The sequence below is a fragment of the Prevotella sp. RM4 genome (genome assembly GCF_000701965.1).
GTDB classification, from domain to species: domain Bacteria; phylum Bacteroidota; class Bacteroidia; order Bacteroidales; family Bacteroidaceae; genus Prevotella; species Prevotella ruminicola.
Genome location: NZ_JNKG01000013.1, coordinates 104,220 through 122,647 on the forward strand (window position 1 = coordinate 104,220; position 18,428 = coordinate 122,647).

Annotated in this window: 13 protein-coding genes; 10 read left to right on the forward strand and 3 right to left on the reverse strand. The window is 48.5% G+C overall.

From position 1 onward, the window contains the following. Positions 1-83: 83 nt before the first annotated feature. From thrS to rplT, 4 genes are all read left to right on the forward strand, one after another. Positions 84-2,027, forward strand: a complete 1,944-nt coding sequence (thrS, locus tag T499_RS0112530) for a threonine--tRNA ligase (RefSeq protein ID WP_033151294.1) — start codon at positions 84-86, stop codon at positions 2,025-2,027. A 99-nt stretch (positions 2,028-2,126) separates the two neighbouring features. Continuing rightward, positions 2,127-2,834, forward strand: coding sequence for a translation initiation factor IF-3 (infC, locus tag T499_RS0112535; RefSeq protein WP_013063391.1), 708 nt, complete (start codon positions 2,127-2,129; stop codon positions 2,832-2,834). A gap of 80 nt (positions 2,835-2,914) precedes the next feature. Beyond that, positions 2,915-3,112, forward strand: coding sequence for a 50S ribosomal protein L35 (gene rpmI / locus T499_RS0112540; protein ID WP_013064185.1), 198 nt, complete (start codon positions 2,915-2,917; stop codon positions 3,110-3,112). Positions 3,113-3,146: 34 nt separating this feature from the next. After that, positions 3,147-3,491 carry a 50S ribosomal protein L20 gene (gene rplT, locus T499_RS0112545; protein WP_013064385.1) on the forward strand — a complete coding sequence of 115 codons (345 nt, stop codon included), beginning with the start codon at positions 3,147-3,149 and terminating at the stop codon, positions 3,489-3,491. Positions 3,492-3,553: 62 nt separating this feature from the next. On the opposite strand, the gene T499_RS14340 is transcribed toward rplT, so the two are convergent. Then, positions 3,554-3,862, reverse strand: coding sequence for an STAS domain-containing protein (locus T499_RS14340; RefSeq protein ID WP_013065147.1), 309 nt, complete (start codon positions 3,860-3,862; stop codon positions 3,554-3,556). A 21-nt stretch (positions 3,863-3,883) separates the two neighbouring features. Continuing rightward, positions 3,884-6,100, reverse strand: a complete 2,217-nt coding sequence (locus tag T499_RS0112555) for a SpoIIE family protein phosphatase (protein ID WP_084163167.1) — start codon at positions 6,098-6,100, stop codon at positions 3,884-3,886. 214 nt (positions 6,101-6,314) lie between these two features. On the opposite strand from T499_RS0112555, the gene T499_RS0112560 reads away from it, so the two are divergent. Next, a complete protein-coding gene (locus tag T499_RS0112560) occupies positions 6,315-6,950 on the forward strand; it encodes a cytidylate kinase-like family protein (RefSeq protein WP_013063974.1) in 636 nt (211 codons plus the stop codon). Between the two features lie 30 nt (positions 6,951-6,980). On the opposite strand, the gene T499_RS0112565 is transcribed toward T499_RS0112560, so the two are convergent. Continuing rightward, the gene (locus T499_RS0112565) at positions 6,981-9,176 is read right to left on the reverse strand and encodes a Tex family protein (RefSeq protein ID WP_033151252.1); all 2,196 of its coding nucleotides are present in this window, start codon (positions 9,174-9,176) and stop codon (positions 6,981-6,983) included. 92 nt (positions 9,177-9,268) lie between these two features. Here T499_RS0112565 and T499_RS0112570 point away from each other — a divergent pair, with 92 nt between their 5' ends. The 5 genes from T499_RS0112570 (at position 9,269) to T499_RS0112590 (ending at position 18,427) form a co-directional block, all read left to right on the forward strand. Beyond that, positions 9,269-9,886 carry a LolA-like putative outer membrane lipoprotein chaperone gene (locus T499_RS0112570; RefSeq protein ID WP_177168195.1) on the forward strand — a complete coding sequence of 206 codons (618 nt, stop codon included), beginning with the start codon at positions 9,269-9,271 and terminating at the stop codon, positions 9,884-9,886. After that, the gene (locus T499_RS0112575) at positions 9,883-11,871 is read left to right on the forward strand and encodes an ABC-F family ATP-binding cassette domain-containing protein (RefSeq protein WP_033151254.1); all 1,989 of its coding nucleotides are present in this window, start codon (positions 9,883-9,885) and stop codon (positions 11,869-11,871) included. Before T499_RS0112570 ends, T499_RS0112575 begins: the two co-directional genes overlap by 4 nt. A 13-nt stretch (positions 11,872-11,884) precedes the next feature. Further along, positions 11,885-13,918: a M13 family metallopeptidase gene (locus T499_RS0112580; protein ID WP_033151255.1), complete on the forward strand. Its 2,034-nt coding sequence runs from the start codon at positions 11,885-11,887 to the stop codon at positions 13,916-13,918. A 118-nt stretch (positions 13,919-14,036) separates the two neighbouring features. Next, a complete protein-coding gene (locus T499_RS0112585) occupies positions 14,037-14,960 on the forward strand; it encodes a zinc ribbon domain-containing protein (RefSeq protein WP_033151256.1) in 924 nt (307 codons plus the stop codon). Further along, on the forward strand, positions 14,960-18,427 hold the full coding sequence (locus T499_RS0112590) for a serine/threonine protein kinase (RefSeq protein ID WP_033151257.1): 3,468 nt from the start codon (positions 14,960-14,962) through the stop codon (positions 18,425-18,427). Before T499_RS0112585 ends, T499_RS0112590 begins: the two co-directional genes overlap by 1 nt. The last annotated feature ends 1 nt before the right edge of the window (position 18,428 follow it).

Genomic DNA, 18,428 nt, shown 5'->3' on the forward strand with positions numbered 1-18,428 from the left:
TTTTCGATTTATTTGCATTAATTTGGAATAAAAGCACTATCTTTGCACGCAATTTCAAAATTCAAACATATATTGTAGATATGATGATTAACATTACATTCCCAGACGGATCTGTTCGCTCGTATGAGCAGGGCGTAACTGGTTTCCAGATTGCAGAGAGCATCTCTCCGGCTCTCGCACGCAGCGTTGTAAGCTGTGGAGTAAACGGTGAGACAGTAGAGCTGAACCGTCCTATCAATGAGGACGCTACCATCGAGCTCTACAAGTTCGACGATGAGCAGGGTAAGCATACCTTCTGGCACACATCGGCCCACTTGCTGGCCGAGGCACTGCAGGAGTTGTATCCTGGCATACAGTTCGGTTTCGGACCTGCTGTCGAGAATGGTTTCTTCTATGATGTACTGCTGAAGGACGGCGAGAGCATCAAGGAGAGCGATTTCCCAAAGATTGAGGCTAAGATGAAGGAACTGGCTGGTAAGAAAGAGCCTGTTGTTCGTCGTGAGGTACCTAAGGCCGAAGCCCTGAAGCAGTTTGCTGAGTGGGGACAGACCTATAAGTGCGAGCACATCGAGCAGGATCTTGAAGACGGTTCAATCACTACCTATACCCAGGGTAATTTCACCGATCTGTGTCGTGGTCCACACCTCGTGGATACAGGCGAGATCAAGGCCGTTAAGCTCACCTCAGTAGCAGGTGCTTTCTGGCGTGGCGATGCTAACCGCGAGCAGATGCAGCGCTTGTATGGTATCTCATTCCCAAAGAAGAAGATGCTCGACGAGTATCTTGAGATGCTGGAGGAGGCTAAGAAGCGCGACCACCGTAAGATTGGTAAGGAGATGGAACTCTTTATGTTCTCAGAGAAGGTAGGTAAGGGTCTGCCTATCTGGTTGCCAAAGGGTACTGAGCTCCGTCTGCGTCTGCAGGATCACCTGCGTAAGGTGCAGAAGCGTTTCGGCTATCAGGAGGTTATCACTCCGCACATCGGTTCTAAGAACCTCTACGTTACTTCTGGTCACTATGCTCACTATGGCAAGGATTCGTTCCAGCCTATCCATACCCCTGAGGAGGATGAGGAGTACATGCTGAAGCCAATGAACTGTCCTCACCACTGCGAAATCTTCGCATGGAAGCCCCGTTCATACCGCGATCTGCCTCTGCGTATCGCTGAGTTCGGTACTGTATATCGCTATGAGCAGAGTGGTGAGCTGCACGGACTGACTCGTGTACGTTCGTTCACACAGGATGATGCGCACCTGTTCTGTCGTCCCGACCAGGTTAAGCAGGAGTTCCTGAACGTGATGGATATTATCAGTATCGTGCTTACTGCCTTCGGATTTAACTTCGAGGCTCAGATTTCTCTGCGCGATCCTAACGACCATGATAAGTATGTAGGTACTGATGAGGACTGGGCTCTGGCTGAGAAGGCTATTGTTGAGGCTTGTCAGGAGAAGGGCCTGCCTGCAAAGGTTGAATATGGCGAGGCTGCTTTCTATGGTCCTAAGCTCGACTTCATGATCAAGGATGCTATCGGTCGTCGTTGGCAGCTGGGTACTATTCAGGTTGACTATAACCTGCCTAAGCGTTTCAACCTCGAATATACCGATGAGGATAACCAGAAGAAGACACCTGTCATGATTCACCGTGCACCATTCGGATCGATGGAGCGTTTCTGCGCTGTGCTGATCGAGCACACCAGCGGTCACTTCCCCTTGTGGCTGACACCTGACCAGGTAGCTATCCTGCCTCTGTCGGAGAAGTACAACGATTATGCTCAGGAGGTTGCCAAGAAGTTTGATATGGGTGGTGTTCGTGCTACCGTTGACATGCGTAACGAGAAACTGGGTCGTAAGATTCGCGACAACGAGTTGAAGCGTATTCCTTACATGGTTATCGTAGGTGAGAAAGAGGCTGCCGAGGGTACTGTAGCTGTACGCCCACAGGGTGGTGGCGAGCAGAGTGTTAAGAGCATTCAGGAGTTCATCGACGAGGTAAATGCTCGTGTAGCTGAGATGACCAAAGACTTCTAAAGTTAAATATTTATAAAATTATTCAGATAATTAATAGTCCAGAGCTCAAAGTTCAAAGAAAATTAGTAATTTTGCAGCCGATTTCTTAAAAAGTAGTTAATGAAGAATGACAAATTGAAGAATCAGTACCGTATCAATGAACAGATTCGAGTACGTGAAGTCCGCATCGTAGGCGACGAGGGATCGTCGGTTATGTCTACGCGTGATGCACTCAACCAGGCCCGTGACATGGGAGTAGACCTCGTGGAGATTTCTCCTAATGCCAACCCGCCAGTGTGTCGTCTCATCGACTACTCCAAGTTCCTCTACCAGCAGAAGAAGCGCCAGAAGGAAATGAAGGCCAAGCAGGTAAAGGTTGAGGTAAAGGAAATTCGATTCGGACCTCAGACTGATGAGCACGACTATCAGTTCAAGCTGAAGCATGCTCGTGAGTTCCTCGAAGAGGGCAACAAGGTACGTGCATACGTATTCTTCCGTGGCCGCTCTATCCTGTTCAAAGAGCAGGGCGAGGTGTTGCTGCTCCGTTTTGCTAACGACCTTGAAGAGGTTGGAAAGGTTGAGGGCATGCCATCACTCGAAGGCAAGAAGATGTTCCTCTACTTGGCTCCTAAGAAGGCTGGTTCGGCCAAGAAGAGCCAGCAGGCTCGCGACCGTGAGGCCGCTCAGCTCGAAGCTAAGGAGGCAGCAAAGCAGCAAAAAGAGGCTCAGACTGAAGAGACAGCTGAGATTCCAGCAAACGGTGGTCTTTTGGGTAATGCCAAGATTAGTGCCGATGCACTGAAGAAGCTGACTGAGAGCGAGGATTAATTAGAGAAGAAAAAAGAAGGTGGCGCGCCCGGTATATGCGTGGCCGCTGGATATTAATAACAATTTAAATTTTTAAAACAATGCCAAAAGTAAAGACAAACTCTGGTGCAAAGAAGAGATTCTCTTTCACTGGAACAGGTAAGGTAAAGAGACGTCATGCCTTCCACAGTCACATTCTGACAAAGAAGACCAAGAAGCAGAAGCGCAACTTGGTAGGTACAACTATCGTTGATCCTAGCAACATGAAGCAGGTTCGTGATCTGTTGTGTCTCCGTTAAACCTATTGTCTAACATTTAAAAGAAGTAAGAATTATGCCAAGATCAGTAAATCACGTTGCATCAAGAGCAAAGCGTAAGAGAATTTTGAAGCTTACCCGCGGTTACTTCGGTGCCCGCAAGAATGTTTGGACAGTAGCAAAGAACACATGGGAGAAGGGTTTGACCTACGCCTATCGTGATCGTCGCAACAAGAAGCGCAACTTCCGCAGCCTGTGGATCCAGCGTATCAACGCTGCCGCTCGCCAGGAGGGTATGAGCTACTCAGTTCTGATGGGTAACCTCGCTAAGGCAGGTATCGAGATTAACCGTAAGGTTCTCGCTGACCTCGCTATGAACAATCCCGAGGCTTTCAAGGCCATCGTAGAGAAGGTAAAGTAAATTAAACGACTTACCAAGTCTTAAAATAAAACCCCTGCCAATTGGCGGGGGTTTTACTTTTGTTAATCCTTAAACTTAAACAGATGTACAAAGCCTGTAGTTTTGAACACGTCGTACACATTAGGCTGCAGGCCATGGATGAATATTTCGCAGTGGTTGATCCAGCCCTGCTGGGCGATGTGCATCAGTATTCGCAGACCGCTCGACGATATGTATTCGAGCTGGGTGCAGTCAATTACTATTTCTTGCTCAAAGTAGTCGTACAGCGGCCTAACTTCTCTTTCGGCGGCTGTTGATACCGATGTGTCCAAGCGCCCTATCAGTATCAGTGTTACCTGGCGCTCGCCTGTTTTCTCGATTTTAATTTCCATCTCTATCTCTTCTCTTTATTTTTATTTCTCAATTATTTTCTGCATGGTGAGTATGTTCTCATCATTCTTGCGCTCGTAGCTGATATGGTCCATATAGTGACGCATCAGATGGATACCCAATCCGCCCTCAACGCGCTGCTCGGCTTGCTGCTCAACATCTACTTCGGCTGCCTTGGTGGCATCAAAGGGCATACCTTTGTCGTGGAGTATAAATGTCAGCATCAAGTCGTTAGCCTCGGCCTCCAGTATAATATGACTTGGTTCGCGGTCGGGGTAAGCGTATTTCATGACGTTCACCACAGCCTCTTCAACAGCCAGGGTGGTATAGGTTGTAGCCGTCTCGTTCATCTCGAGGTCTTGGCAGATGCTGTTCACGAATGCTGTCAGCTCAACTACCTCTTCTACATCGTTGCCTAATGTGAGGCAGCGGTGATAGAGACTGCCGTAGGCAGGTTGGGGGAGGTATCTGATAGCCATCAGTGAAATGTCGTCGTTTTGTGGCGTGTCGCCCACAAAGTTCTGTGCTGTTTCAAAATGCTGATGTGCATATTGACGCGCATCCAAATGCAGATCGGCCAGTCGGTTGGCTCTGTTACTGATGCGATCGCGACCAAACTGTTCGTGGTTGGCCGTCTCGGCCTCGGTATAACCGTCGGTATACATAAACAGTATCTCGTTGCGATCCATGAGTATGGTCTGATTGGTGTACTCCCACTCTGGGCGCAAACCCAATGGTATGTTATTATCTACATAAATAAAGCGTGCCAGTGTGCCTACCAGCATGGGGGGCTCGTGACCGGCATTGCTGTAGTTCAGTTGGCCTGTCTTCAGGTCGAGTACGCCTAAGAAGAGAGTAACGAACATGTACGAGTCGTTGGTGTCGCATAAAGTCTTGTTCATGCGACTGATAATGTTACTTGGATCAGTATCCAGCATCGCCTCGCAACGGAACAGTGATATGGTTTCGGCCATCATCAATGCTGCAGGTACGCCCTTGCCGCTCACGTCGCCAATGCAGAAGAACAGCTTGTTGTCGTGCATCAGGTAGTCGTATAGGTCGCCGCCTACCTCCTTGGCCGTTACTATCTCACCGTAGATGTCAACATCTGGGCGCTCGGGGTAGGGAGGATATTTCTTGGGAAGCATCGACTGCTGTATGTGACTGGCAATCTTCAACTCCTGCTCGATACCTGCCTTCTGGGCTGTGGTTTTTCTCAACTGGTCGATGTTGCGTATCAGGGCGCGACTCAGGAAGAAGATAACTATCAGACCAAAGAGCATAACAGCCAGAATGATGGCGCCAAGCACGTTGCCCTGATGGTTAATTATGGCCTCGGGTACAACAATCACTACTGTCCACTCGGCATATTTCACAAACGAGTAGAACAATACTGAGCTCACACCATCTTTGGTAATCTTACAGCTACCGCTCTCATGGTTTCTCATGTGGTTGGCCACTTCGTCATCTGCAGTGTCGGCTGTTTGGGATGCAACCTCCTGGAAAGTGGTTTTCAGAATAAGATCCTCGTTGGGATGAATGAGATAGGTACCATCGTTATCGAGTACAAAGCTGTACGATTTTTCCTTAAATTCCTTTTCAAAACGCTCATGGTTTTGGGCGTCAATACGCTTGTGGCGCAATCGGAGCCACTCCAGCGACACATCGGCACCCAGCATGGCCACCTTATTACCATTCTTATCGTGAATGTGTGTCATATAAGTGGTGGTAAGCTGTTGCGATGCAGCCTGATCGAAGTAAGGCGGTGTCCAATCGCCTTCATCGCGTTCATAAGCTGTTTGGTACCAGGGGTGCGTCAGGAAATCGGGATGATCCTCGTTCATCTGCTTACCCTTGATAACGCCGTCCGAATCGCGCCAGGCATATATCTCGAAGTAGTGTCCACGCTGTGGGTAGAAGTCGGGTTCAAATATCAGGCGACAGCTCGACATGTATTTGTTAAGCTTTACCATTTGCTCCAAATGTGCCTGCAACTTGTCGGGATTGTCGAGATCGTTCTCAATCACACTTGTGTTATTGATGGCTGCCACATACACGTCGGACAGCACACCACGTATTTTCTCGTTGGCGTGCAGCATAATACCCTCGTAACGCGATTCAACCTCGCGTGCGGTAGAGTTACGTGTAATGACAAATACAAAGCTCATAATGGTGGCCCACATGACTAACAGTACCACCATGATGATTAAGCTTAGTTTGTATGCAGATGCTTTCTTCATTATTCTTCCTTTTACTTTTTATTCATTCCAATTTTGTTTTAGGAGCGATGTTGGCAACAAAGGTACGTTTTTTTAGGAAAATAGCCAAATTTTTATTGTATTTTTACAAAAAAATAGTCGGATTCTGAGAGCAGAAATACTAAAAAATACAATTATTTCTTGTTTATATCACCAAAAACATGTAATTTTGTCGCAGTTATTAAAAATTACCAATATGAATAAGAACGAGAAATTTGTAATTACTATTAATCGAGAAGTAGGAAGTGGTGGACGTACCGTAGGCCGTAAACTGGCTGAAAAGCTCGGTGTGAAATATTGTGATAAGTCTGTTATCAACGGACTGACTCAGCGTTTTGGTCTCTCTGTAGAAAAGATTGAGGAGATTAAGGCACAGAAGAAGACATGGTGGAATGAGATTACCACCTATTATAATACATTGGTAAATAGTGCCTCTTTGCCTATGGAAGCTGAGGTGAAGCTTGATAATGCCAGTCTTTTCGAAACCGAGAAACGTATTCTGCTTGAGTTAGCCGAGCAGACATCGTGCGTGGTGGCAGGTCGTACGGGCTTTATGGTCTTCCGTGACCATCCTAACCGTATCAACGTTTTCATTCAAGCCTCGACCGCCCATCGTATCCAGCGCATTATGCGTCGCCAGAATGTCAACGAGCAGGAGGCACGCAACATTATAGCCCAGCTTGATGCCAGTCGTGAAACTTACATCAAGAAGTTCGAGGATACGTCGCGCTATGATACCCGTAACTATCAGCTCGTTATTTCGATGGATGGTCTGACCGAAGATGATGCCGTTGACATCATCTTGGATTATATCAATCGTACCAGTAAGTAGCTATCATTGCCTCAATACTGGTGCCATGGGCTATAGGTTTTTCATGGACAGAGAGATGCGCTGACGACGGTGATCAACCTCGGTTACGCGTACTTGTACGTGCTGGTGAAGCTTAACCACGTCGAGTGGGTGAGCAATACGGCGGTTGGCCATTTGCGAGATGTGTACCAAACCGTCGTGATGCACACCAATATCTACAAAGGCTCCAAAGTTGGTGATGTTGGTAACAATACCGGGTAGCACCATGCCCTCAACCAAATCGTCGATGGTACTAACGTTCTTGTCAAATTCGAAAGCCTCAAGCTGCTGGCGTGGGTCGCGCCCAGGCTTTTCTAGTTCGGCCATAATATCGGTAAGTGTAGGCATACCCACATCGGCTGTTACGTAGCGGGGCAACTCCAGAGCTTCGCGCTTTTCCTTGTTATGAATAAGGTCGGCTACGGTGCAGCCCTGATCTTTGGCCATTTGCTGCACAATAGGATAACTCTCAGGGTGTACAGCGGTGCCGTCAAGCGGGTTCTTGGCGTTGTGGATACGCAGGAATCCAGCACACTGCTGATAAGCTGAGGGACCCAATCGGGGAACTTTAAGAAGCTGGGCACGCGAGGTAAAAGCACCATGTTCGCGGCGATAGTCAATAATGTTTTTGGCCAGTGTGGCGCCCAGTCCACTCACGTACATCAACAGGTGCTGCGAGGCTGTGTTCAAATCTACGCCTACCAGGTTTACGCAACTCTCTACGGTTTGGTCGAGAGAATGCTTCAGCTTAGTCTGATCTACATCGTGCTGATATTGGCCTACACCGATGCTCTTAGGATCGATTTTTACCAGTTCGGCCAGTGGATCCATCAGTCGTCGACCAATAGAAACGGCACCACGAACGGTTACATCCTCATTGGGGAATTCATCGCGAGCCACTTTCGAGGCAGAATAAACTGAGGCACCAGCTTCGGAAACAACAAAGACCTGTGGGGTGGGAGCATTTTTGTCATCAGCTTTCGCTTTGGAAGATTTTGAATCTGCTGCAACATTGTATTTACCAGCGAGTACATCTTTTACAAAACTATCTGTTTCGCGACTGGCGGTACCATTACCAATAGAGATGGCTTCTATCTGAAATTTCTGTATCAGGCGCTGCAGGGTGATAGCGGCCTCAGTACGTTTGTTTACAGGTGGGTGGGGCATAATCACATCGTGGTGCAGCAGGTTGCCTTGGGCATCTAAGCATACTACTTTGCAACCAGTACGAAAACCTGGGTCGATACCCAATACGCGCTTCTGACCTAACGGGGCGCCTAACAACAGTTGGCGTAGATTTTCGGCAAATACGTGGATAGCTTCTTCATCGGCCTTTTCTTTACTTTGTGCGGCAAACTCAGTTTCGATAGCTGGTTTCAACAAACGTTTGTAACCATCGTCGATAGCCTCGGCTACCAAGCGGCCGCATGGGGTGTTACCATAAACATAGTGGTGCTTCAGGCGCTCAAGGGCTTCATCATCGTTGGGCGAAATACTGATGCGTAAGATACCCTCTGATTCGCCTCGGCGCATGGCCAGCAGACGGTGGGACGAACAACGTTTTAGTGGTTCGCTCCAGTCAAAATAGTCGCTATATTTGGCTGCTTCGTCGCTATTGGCCTTGGCTTTTACCACTTTAGAGGTGATAACAGCTTGGCGGGTAAAGGCATTACGTAGCTGTTGGCGTGATTTCTCGTTTTCGCTTACCACCTCGGCAATAATGTCCTGAGCCCCTTTGATGGCGCTTTCTACGCTGTCCACATCGCCCTTTGCAAACTTGGCTGCAGCTGCTTCTGGATCACGCTCGCGTTGTTTCATCAGCAGCAGAGCCAGTGGCTCCAGCCCTTGTTCACGGGCCACTTGTGCGCGGGTGCGACGTTTTGGCTTGTAGGGTAGGTAGATATCCTCGATTTCGGTGGCATCCCAGCACTGATTAATGCGCTCTTGGAGTTCGGGTGTCATCTTATCAAGGTCGGTGATGGTTTTGATAACTGTTTCCTTGCGTTTCTGTATATCGAGCAGCTTCTCGTAACGGTCGCTGATAGCAGCTATCTGTACCTCATCCAGTCCGCCTGTACGCTCTTTGCGGTATCGGGCAATAAAGGGTATGGTGCAGCCCTCGTCGAGCAAAGCTAACGTGGCTTCAACGAACTTCTGACTGATGCCTAATTGTGTGGCAATTTGACAGGAAAAAACGTTCTTTTGCATAAATATAAGTAGTAATTACGTTAATTTGTGTGCAAATATAGTGATAAATCGTGAGAAATGTGTATTTTTGCAGTTCGAAAATGAAAAGATTAATGAGAAAAGGGATAATTTTAGCGGTAATCATGCTGATTGGCACCATTTGCAGCGTGCAAGCACAAGATAACGCCAACAGCCGACAGGCACGCCGCATTTTTAACAATGCCTACCAGCAGGTGTTTGGTGAACAGGGCGCTACGTTGCACTACGATGTGAATATTACTGGCATTTATAAAACCCGAGGCACCATCTGGTACAAAGGCAAGAAGAGTAAGTTCGATGAAGCGAGAATGACCTCGTGGAATGATGGCAAATACGTGTACACCTTTAAGAAAAAGAAACGTGAGGTGGAGCTGCACACTGCCAAGAACAATAAGAGTGATAAGTATTCGCAGAAGTTTAAGTTTGAGCCCGAAAACTATAACTACAGTATAGCTGAGGCCGATAATGGACTGCTGGTTACATTAAAGCTCATAAAGGGACGCAAAGGTATGAAGGAGATACACGCCTTGCTGGAGCGTAAAACCTATCACCCGATAAGCGTACGCATTAAAATCGCTTTTATATGGACTACCATTAAGATTAGCGACTTTCAGAGCGGAGGCATAACCGATGAGATGCTGCGTTTCCCCAAAGAGCAGTTTAAGGATTATAAATTTGTTGACAAGCGATGATATCAGTAGAAGGACTGAAAGTTGAATTTGGCATAAAACCCTTGTTTGATGGCGCCAGTTTCGTCATTAATGACAAGGACCGCATAGCCCTTGTGGGCAAAAATGGAGCTGGTAAATCTACCATGCTCAAAATACTGTGTGGACAGCAGAAACCTACCGCAGGCACTGTTAGTGTGCCTAACGATACAAAGGTGGGCTACCTGCCACAGGTCATGATTTTGCAGGACGATACCACCGTTCGTGAAGAAGCACAGAAAGCTTTTGCTGATAACACTCGTATGAAGGAGCGCCTGGATAAGATGAATCAGGAACTTGCTGAACGTACCGATTACGAGAGCGAGAGCTACATGCAGCTGATTGAGAAATATACTACCGAGCACGAGCGCTATATGATGATGGGTGCTGAGAACTATGAAGCCGAGATAGAGCGTACGCTCACCGGTCTGGGCTTTGAGCGTAGTGATTTCGAGCGTCCCACATCTGAGTTCTCGGGTGGTTGGCGTATGCGTATCGAGCTGGCCAAAATCTTGTTGCAGAAACCCGATGTATTGCTCCTCGACGAGCCTACCAACCATCTGGATATTGAATCAATCCAGTGGCTGGAGCAGTTCTTGGCGCAGAGCTCGAGTGCTGTAGTGCTAGTAAGTCACGACCGTGCCTTTATTAATAATGTATCTAACCGCACGCTTGAGATATCGTGTGGTAAGGTTATCGATTATAAGGTGAAGTACGATGAGTACGTAGTTTTGCGTAAGGAACGTCGCGAACAGCAGTTAAGGGCTTACGAGAACCAGCAGAAGGAAGTGGCTGAGATGAAGGCGTTTATAGAGCGCTTCCGTTATCAGGCTACCAAGGCTGTTCAGGTGCAGCAGAAAGTAAAACAGCTGGAGAAAATTGTGCCCATCGAAATTGACGAGGTGGATAATTCGGCCATGCACCTGAAGTTCCCTCCCTGTTTGCGAAGTGGTGATTATCCTGTGATTTGCGACGAGGTACGCAAGGATTACGGTGCGCATACAGTATTCGATCATGTGTCGCTTACAATCAAGCGCGGTGAGAAAGTTGCCTTTGTGGGTAAGAACGGTGAAGGTAAATCAACACTTGTGAAATGTATTATGGGCGAAATCCCCTTTACAGGTAACCTGAAGGTTGGTCATAATATCCAGATAGGCTATTTTGCCCAGAATCAGGCGCAGTTGCTGGATGAGAACCTGACTGTGTTCCAGACCATCGACTATGTGGCAAAGGGCGAGGTCCGCTTGAAGATTAATGATATCCTGGGTGCCTTTATGTTTGGCGGTGAGGAGAGTGATAAGAAGGTGAAGGTGCTGAGTGGTGGCGAGCGTAGTCGACTGGCAATGATCCGTTTGCTGCTGGAGCCTGTAAACCTGTTGATTCTCGACGAGCCTACCAACCACTTGGATATGCCTTCGAAGGATGTACTGAAAGAGGCCATCAAAGCCTTCGACGGTACAGCTATCATTGTGAGCCACGACCGTGAGTTCCTGGATGGACTGGTAACCAAAGTCTATGAGTTTGGAGGTGGTAAGGTACGCGAACATTTGGGCGGTATCTACGACTTCCTGAGAACAAAAAAGATTAACGACCTTAATCAGTTGGGTTCGCAGCCGCAGATGATGGCAGCTCCTAAGGTTGCCACCAAAGCTGCTGCAACTACAACATCGAGTGCATCGCCATCGGTTACCCCTGAGGGTGAGGCTGTGCTTCAGAAAACCCTGAGCTATGCCGAGCACAAGGAACTTCAGAAACGTAAGAACCGTTTGGAAAAGGCTGTTAAGCAGTATGAAGCCAAGATTGAGCAGCTGGAGCAGCGCCTGAAGGAACTGGACGAGCTGCTGATGCAACCTGAAAACGCTTCGGATATGACGATGGTAACCGAGTACACCGACATTAAGCGTGACTTGGATGAAGAGGTGGAGCGTTGGGAGAAAGCAAGCGAAGAATTAGAATCATTAACACAATAAACTCTAAAAAACAATGAAAAGATTTTTAACAATGATGACAATGGCATCTGTCTCAATGATGATGATGGCTCAGACTGAGCTGGGATCAGGCTTGAACGAGGCCGACTTTAACAAGAATGTGCGTCCGGGTGACGACTTCTATGAGTATGCCTGTGGTGGTTGGATGAAGAACAACCCACTGCCAGCAGCTTATTCGCGCTATGGTAGTTTCGACCGTTTGCAGGAAGACAACGACAAGCGCATTAACGGTATCCTGAAGGAGCTGCAGAGCAACACTTATGCTAAGGGTACTATCGAGCAGAAACTGAGCGATCTTTATAAGTTGGCTATGGACTCTACGCGTCGTAATAAGGAAGGTGTAGCTCCTGTTATGCCACTTATTAAGAAACTTGAGGCTGCTAAAAGTGTTAAGCAGTTGCTGGCTATCCAGCTTGAGCAGGCTCCTTATGGCGAGCAGGAGTTCTTCTATGCAGGCTTCGGTGCCGACGAGAAGAACGCCACACAGAACATTCTGAGTATTTATCAGAGTGGCCTGACACTCGGTCAGAAGGAGTACTACCTGGATAACGATAAGGCTACAGCCGGTATTCGCGAGGCTTTCAAGAAGCACGTGGTAAAAATGTTCCAGCTGTTTGGTTTCAGCAAGAGCGCTGCTACCAAGAAGATGCAGAACGTTATGAAGGTTGAGACTGCACTTGCTAAGGTTAGTAAGAGTCGTACCGAGCTGCGCGATCCTGAGGCTAACTACAACAAGATGACTCTGAAGGAGTTCGAGGCTAAGTATCCTAACCTGCCTTTGGTTAAGGTGATGAACGCTAAGGGCATCGACACTAAGTTCCTGCAGGAGATGGTTGTTGGTCAGCCCGACTTCCTGGAAGGCGCTAATAGGGTAGTAGGTGCCCTGAAGCCTGCTGAGTATCGCGACGTGCTGGAGTGGAGCCTTGTTGAGGGTTCGGCTAACTATCTGAACGATGCTGCTGCAGCTGAGAGCTTTGATTTCTATGGTAAGATTAAGGCTGGTCGCAAGGAGAATCATCCTCTGTGGAAGCGTAGCACTGGTCAGGTTGAGCGTGTGATGGGTGAGGCTCTTGGTAAGATTTATGCCGAGAAGTACTTCCCCGAGGCTGCTAAGCAGCGTATGCTTACTCTGATTAAGAACCTGCAGATTGCTCTTGGTGAGCGTATTGCTGCCCAGGATTGGATGGACGACAGTACTAAGGTTAATGCCCTGCTGAAGTTGAATACATTCTATGTAAAGGTGGGTTATCCTGATAAGTGGACCGACCTCTCTAAGCTGGAGATTGATCCTGCTAAATCTTTTTACGATAACATGCAGGCTTGCGCTAAGTTCTGGAATGCTCACAACATTGAGCATACAGTAGGTAAGCCCGTGGATCGCGACGATTGGCACATGACACCACAGACTGTGAATGCTTACTATAATCCAACAACCAACGAGATTTGTTTTCCCGCAGGTATTCTGCAGTATCCCTTCTTTGATATGACTGCTGATGATGCCTTTAACTATGGTGCTATCGGTGTAGTAATCGGTCATGAGATGACTCACGGATTTGATGATCAGGGTCGTCAGTTTGATAAGGACGGAAACATGCACGACTGGTGGAAGGAAGCTGATGGAAAGAACTTTACAGAGCGTACTGATAAGTATGCCGATTTCTTCAGCGCTATCAAGGTGCTTCCCGACCTGAATGGTAATGGTCGTCTGACACTGGGTGAGAACCTGGCCGACCACGGTGGTCTGCAGGTAGCATGGACTGCTTATAAGAACGCTACCAAGCGCAATCCTCTTGGCGAGAAGAACGGTCTGACAGCCGATCAGCGTTTCTTCCACGCTTACGCAGGTGTATGGGCTGGTAACATTACTGAGGCCGAAATCCGCAACCGTACCAAGAGCGATCCTCACTCACTGGGTCGTTGGCGTGTAAATGGCGCTCTGCCTCACATCGACGCTTGGTACGAGGCCTTTGGCGTGAAAGAGGGCGACAAGATGTTTATTCCTAAGCAGGAACGCCTCGAATTGTGGTAAAATACATCAAAAAATATAGATTTTTGCCGTCGTAAATGTAAATTTACGGCGGTTTTTTTTGTTTGATTCATTTTTTTATTTAACTTTGCACCTAACTTAAGTTAAAATTCCAACAACGATGAACGATATTACACAAAACCCAGATCGAATAAGCCGAGGTGCCGAGCCGCTTTATCGTGAGCACTCTGCACAGCAACCTCAGTATCAGCAAGCCATGCAGGCCAATACGGCTAATGGTATCCAATGTCCTCATTGTGGCGCACTCAACGAAGCCGAAGCACTTTTCTGTGCCTCGTGCGGCGAGCCTATCGGTATGGCCACCTGTCCCTATTGCGGGGCAGCTGTCGATGCCGACGCCGACTTCTGCGAGAGTTGCCGTCACTATATCCGCAAGGACGTGTGCTCATTCTGCGGCGCCTATCTGCATGGTGCCGAGGCCTACTGTCCTGAGTGCGGTAATCCGGTGGGTGGTATCGATTGTCCTGTTTGTGGAACCCACAATGATTTCTCGTTCTGCAAGCAGTGTGGTACAGCCCTTACCGAAGAGGCCCGTCTGATGAAGGAGAAGGTGATGGAGATGCCCGAGTACCAGCAGATGCAGAAACTGGCCGAGGAGTTGCAGAAGTTGGATTTGCAGATGCCTTATGTTACCGAGCAGGATAAGGAGCGCGACCGTAAGAGTCAGGAGCTGCGCCAGCGCGTACTCATGCTGTTGGCTCAGGATCGTGGTTTGGATCGTGTAGATGCCAACCTGGCCGACCATAAGGTGATGAGTAAAGACGAATACGACAAGAAGAAGCAGGAACGTATGGATATGCTGTCGCGACTGTTAGACCAGATGGCACAGCTGCCTCAGGAAAAGCCTGCTCAGGTGCGTAACTATGCTATGGCCTGCAAGCCTCAGGGTGTACGTCTGGCTTGGCAGTGCAACTTTAAGCACGCCCTCCACTCAAGTCCATGCGGATGTGCCAAGCCGCAGATGGGCGGAAAATGGATTATACTAGGTAAGGGAACAAGAAAAGAAATTAAAGACGATATCTAATGAGTACGGATCGAACTCCACAAAATAAAGTAAACGGAAACGAAGAGGTGAACGTAGATAAGACCGTACGTGCAACCAACTTTGATTTCCCACAGAATACTCCTTCAAAGGGTGAGGAGCCCGACAAACCGCTTGATGGCACCATCCGCATTGATATGCCGAAGATGGAAGCCCCCAAGCCTGCTGCTCCTAAACCACTTGACGGTACCGTGCGTGCACCTGGCCTTAATCAGCCTATTACACCACGACCTGCAGCGCCTCGTCCTGCAGCGCCTCGTCCTGCAGCTCCACGTCCAGCTGCTCCTAAAGCATTGGATGGTACTGTGCGTGCACCCGGCCTTAATCAGCCGATTACACCGCAATCTGCTGCGCCACGTCCAGCTGCTCCCAAGGCTTTGGATGGAACCGTACGTGCCCCTGGTATCAACCAGCCCATTGCACCACAGCCCGTTACCCCACAGCCTGCTGCACCTAAACCTGCAGCACCATCAATGGGTAGTACCGTTCGTGGTGCACAGCCCCAGCCTCAAGCACAGGCTCAGGCTCAGGTTCGTCCCAACGTCAACATCTCGATTATCTCATCGGCCAGTAATACCGACCGTGCCAAGAAACAGCGCCTGCAGCGTAACCTGATTGATGAGAATATCTATACGCTGAAAGGGCAGGAGTATCGTCGTGTATCGGTACTGAGCGAGAATACAGGCGAGGCCGAAGTTTTCCTGGTTGAAAAAGACAACAAGGAATATGTACTGAAAGTGTACTATCCCAATTTCGATGTGAACCGTAAGATATTGCAGACGGTTCTGAACTTCGACTTTGAAATGGTAGTAAAGGTGTACGACTTTGGTAAGACCTATGTGGATGGTAAGCACCGTTACTACGAGTTGATGGAGTACCTGCAGGGTGGCTCGATGGCCGAGTTCAATCTGGAAGGCGATATAAACAAGTTCCGTCGTATAGCTCTTCAGAGTGCTGCAGCCTTGGCTTACTGTCATCAGCTCAGAATTCTGCACAAGGATATCAAACCAGGCAACTTCTTCTTCCGTGATAAGGACCATAACCAACTGGTTCTGGGCGACTTTGGTATTTCGAGTATGCTGGAGGAAGACGGTAAGTCGCATAAAACCACCCAGGCCCGTACCCCAATCTATGCGGCACCCGAAATGTATGCCGACGTAATTGATGGTGTGGTAGAGATTTCGCCAAAGGCCGACTACTACTCTTTGGGTATCAGTTTGATGACGCTGTGGTTAGGCGAGAGTCCGATGAGTACCAACGAACGTGTGATGATGCGCCAGAAGAACGAGGGTCGCATACCACGCATGAACGAGTTACCAGAGCGTATCAAGTTGCTGGTAATGGGTCTTACGGTGGTTAACCCCATCAACCGCTGGGGTTATGAGCAGGTAGAGCAGTGGTTCTTAGGCGAGAGCCCGAAGGTCGACCTGTCGTCACCATTCCTGAAGTACCAGAGTTTCGTTGTCGATCCAGAGCGTAACCTGGTGGCCGAGAACGTACAGGAGCTGGTGCCCATGCTGCTGGCCAACGAGCGCTTGGCTATCGGTTATCTGTATAACGGACGTATCACCCAGTGGTTGGACGCTTGTGGTAACAACAAGCTGAGCACCATTGTTAAAGATATCATTTCCAAGAAATATCCTATCGATCAGCGTGCTGGTTTGATGGCATCGCTGTACGCTATGGATCCTGCCTATCCGTATAAGGATGTGCGTGGAACCAACTGCGAGGATATCCATGCGGTATGTATCTCGCTGCTGAGTAATCAGGACGAGTATGCCATATCGTTGGCTGCCCCGAACGATAACTTCTACCTTTATGTGGAAACCCACACCAGCTGCGATGTTGATCGTTTGCGTTCTTACTTTAAGGAAGTAGACCATAACAATAAGGAGCAGGTACGTGTGGCTATCATGAAGATAGTGCTCGAGGTTGATCCTGAGATACCATTTATGGTAAAGCATCCATCGGCTGCAATTAACGATATTGTTAGCGCCTTTGGTCATGAAGATATAACCGAAGACGAGTGGCATAGTCTGACCGACGGACGCTTGCTGGCCTGGATGTACAGTCACGAGGACCAGATGGCGTGCGAGAGTCTGCGCATCATGACGCTGGATCAGCCTTACTCACGCAACTTGGCTTATAAGGTTCTTTATAACCTGAATCGCGAATCGGCTTATGATCTGGCCGGCGCCTTTACTCCCATACAGGTGGGCGAACTGCTCAACGAGCGTTTGCATAAGGCGCAGAACCTTCCTGAGAAGGAGTTCGAGGAGGAGATGAAGGACTTTACTGAACTTGACGGTCGTTTTGCTTACTATGCCCAGCTGCACGGCTGGACCGAGATGTACAACGAGCATAAGCGCTGCTTCGACTTTAAGAGCGAGGAGAATACCGAACGTATGGGCGCTTACGATGTGAAGACGGCTGTTTACCGCTTCTGTCGTATCTTGGGCGTTACACCTACCTATATGATGGGCGACGGTATTGAGTACGCCGACGGCCGTAACCTGCAGGCAAAGAAGTTGCAGGTGTTCCGCAACGAAATCCGCAACGGCTCGATGGGGCAGTGGATGTCGGTGTTCTATCACGAAGACCCCAATGCCGACTTTACGGTAGAGTACTCGTACGAGCATGCCGTTGAGGACTGGTTGATGGCGATGGGAAAAATCGATCCTTCGCAGCGTTATTATAAGCGCTTTATCGATGCCCGCGACGAAACCCAGCGCCGTGTGGCCTTTGTAAAAGACAGTTGGAAGCGCGCCAAGACCAAGGAGAAGATCTGGCGTACGGCCTTCTATACCCTGAGCGGTATCTGGTTGGTATTCGTGCTGATATTCGGCGTTACCAATCCTGAGTATATCCTCACGCATACCTTTATCAGTATCGGTCTGCCTCTGGGTGGAATGACTGGTATGATTGTGGCCACCCGCTCGTTCTTCAAGGGCTACGACTTTATGTTCTCGTTCCTGTGGGGACTGGTGGGCGCGTTTACGTGCTTTATACCTATTATTATATTAAAGTATATTGGCGCATCGCACCCCATGCTGTTTAATATCGCCATTATCGTAATCACGCTTATCTACATGCTGGTTTGTCACCTCACAGATTTCCGTGGTAATGAGAAGGCCGACAGCCGACTGATATCCGAGGTGCTCGAAAACGATATGAAATCGAACTTGATAGAACCGTTGTACTACACCTTCAAGGCCCGTTCGTACAAGTTTAAAGGCTCTAAGTTCGGTTTGCTTAACGATGTTACCGATCAGGTTCGCTCTATTACGGGCGAGAGTGTGCTTCACTACGTGCTGTGGAGCCTGCTGATGCTGGTATTCGTGGTATCGTTTGTGGTATTCAGCCCATCGATGCTGAACATTGCCAATCCTAACAGTCACATGAAGGAGGCCCCTAAAAGTATTATTAAGAAAATAGATAGAGACGCATAAT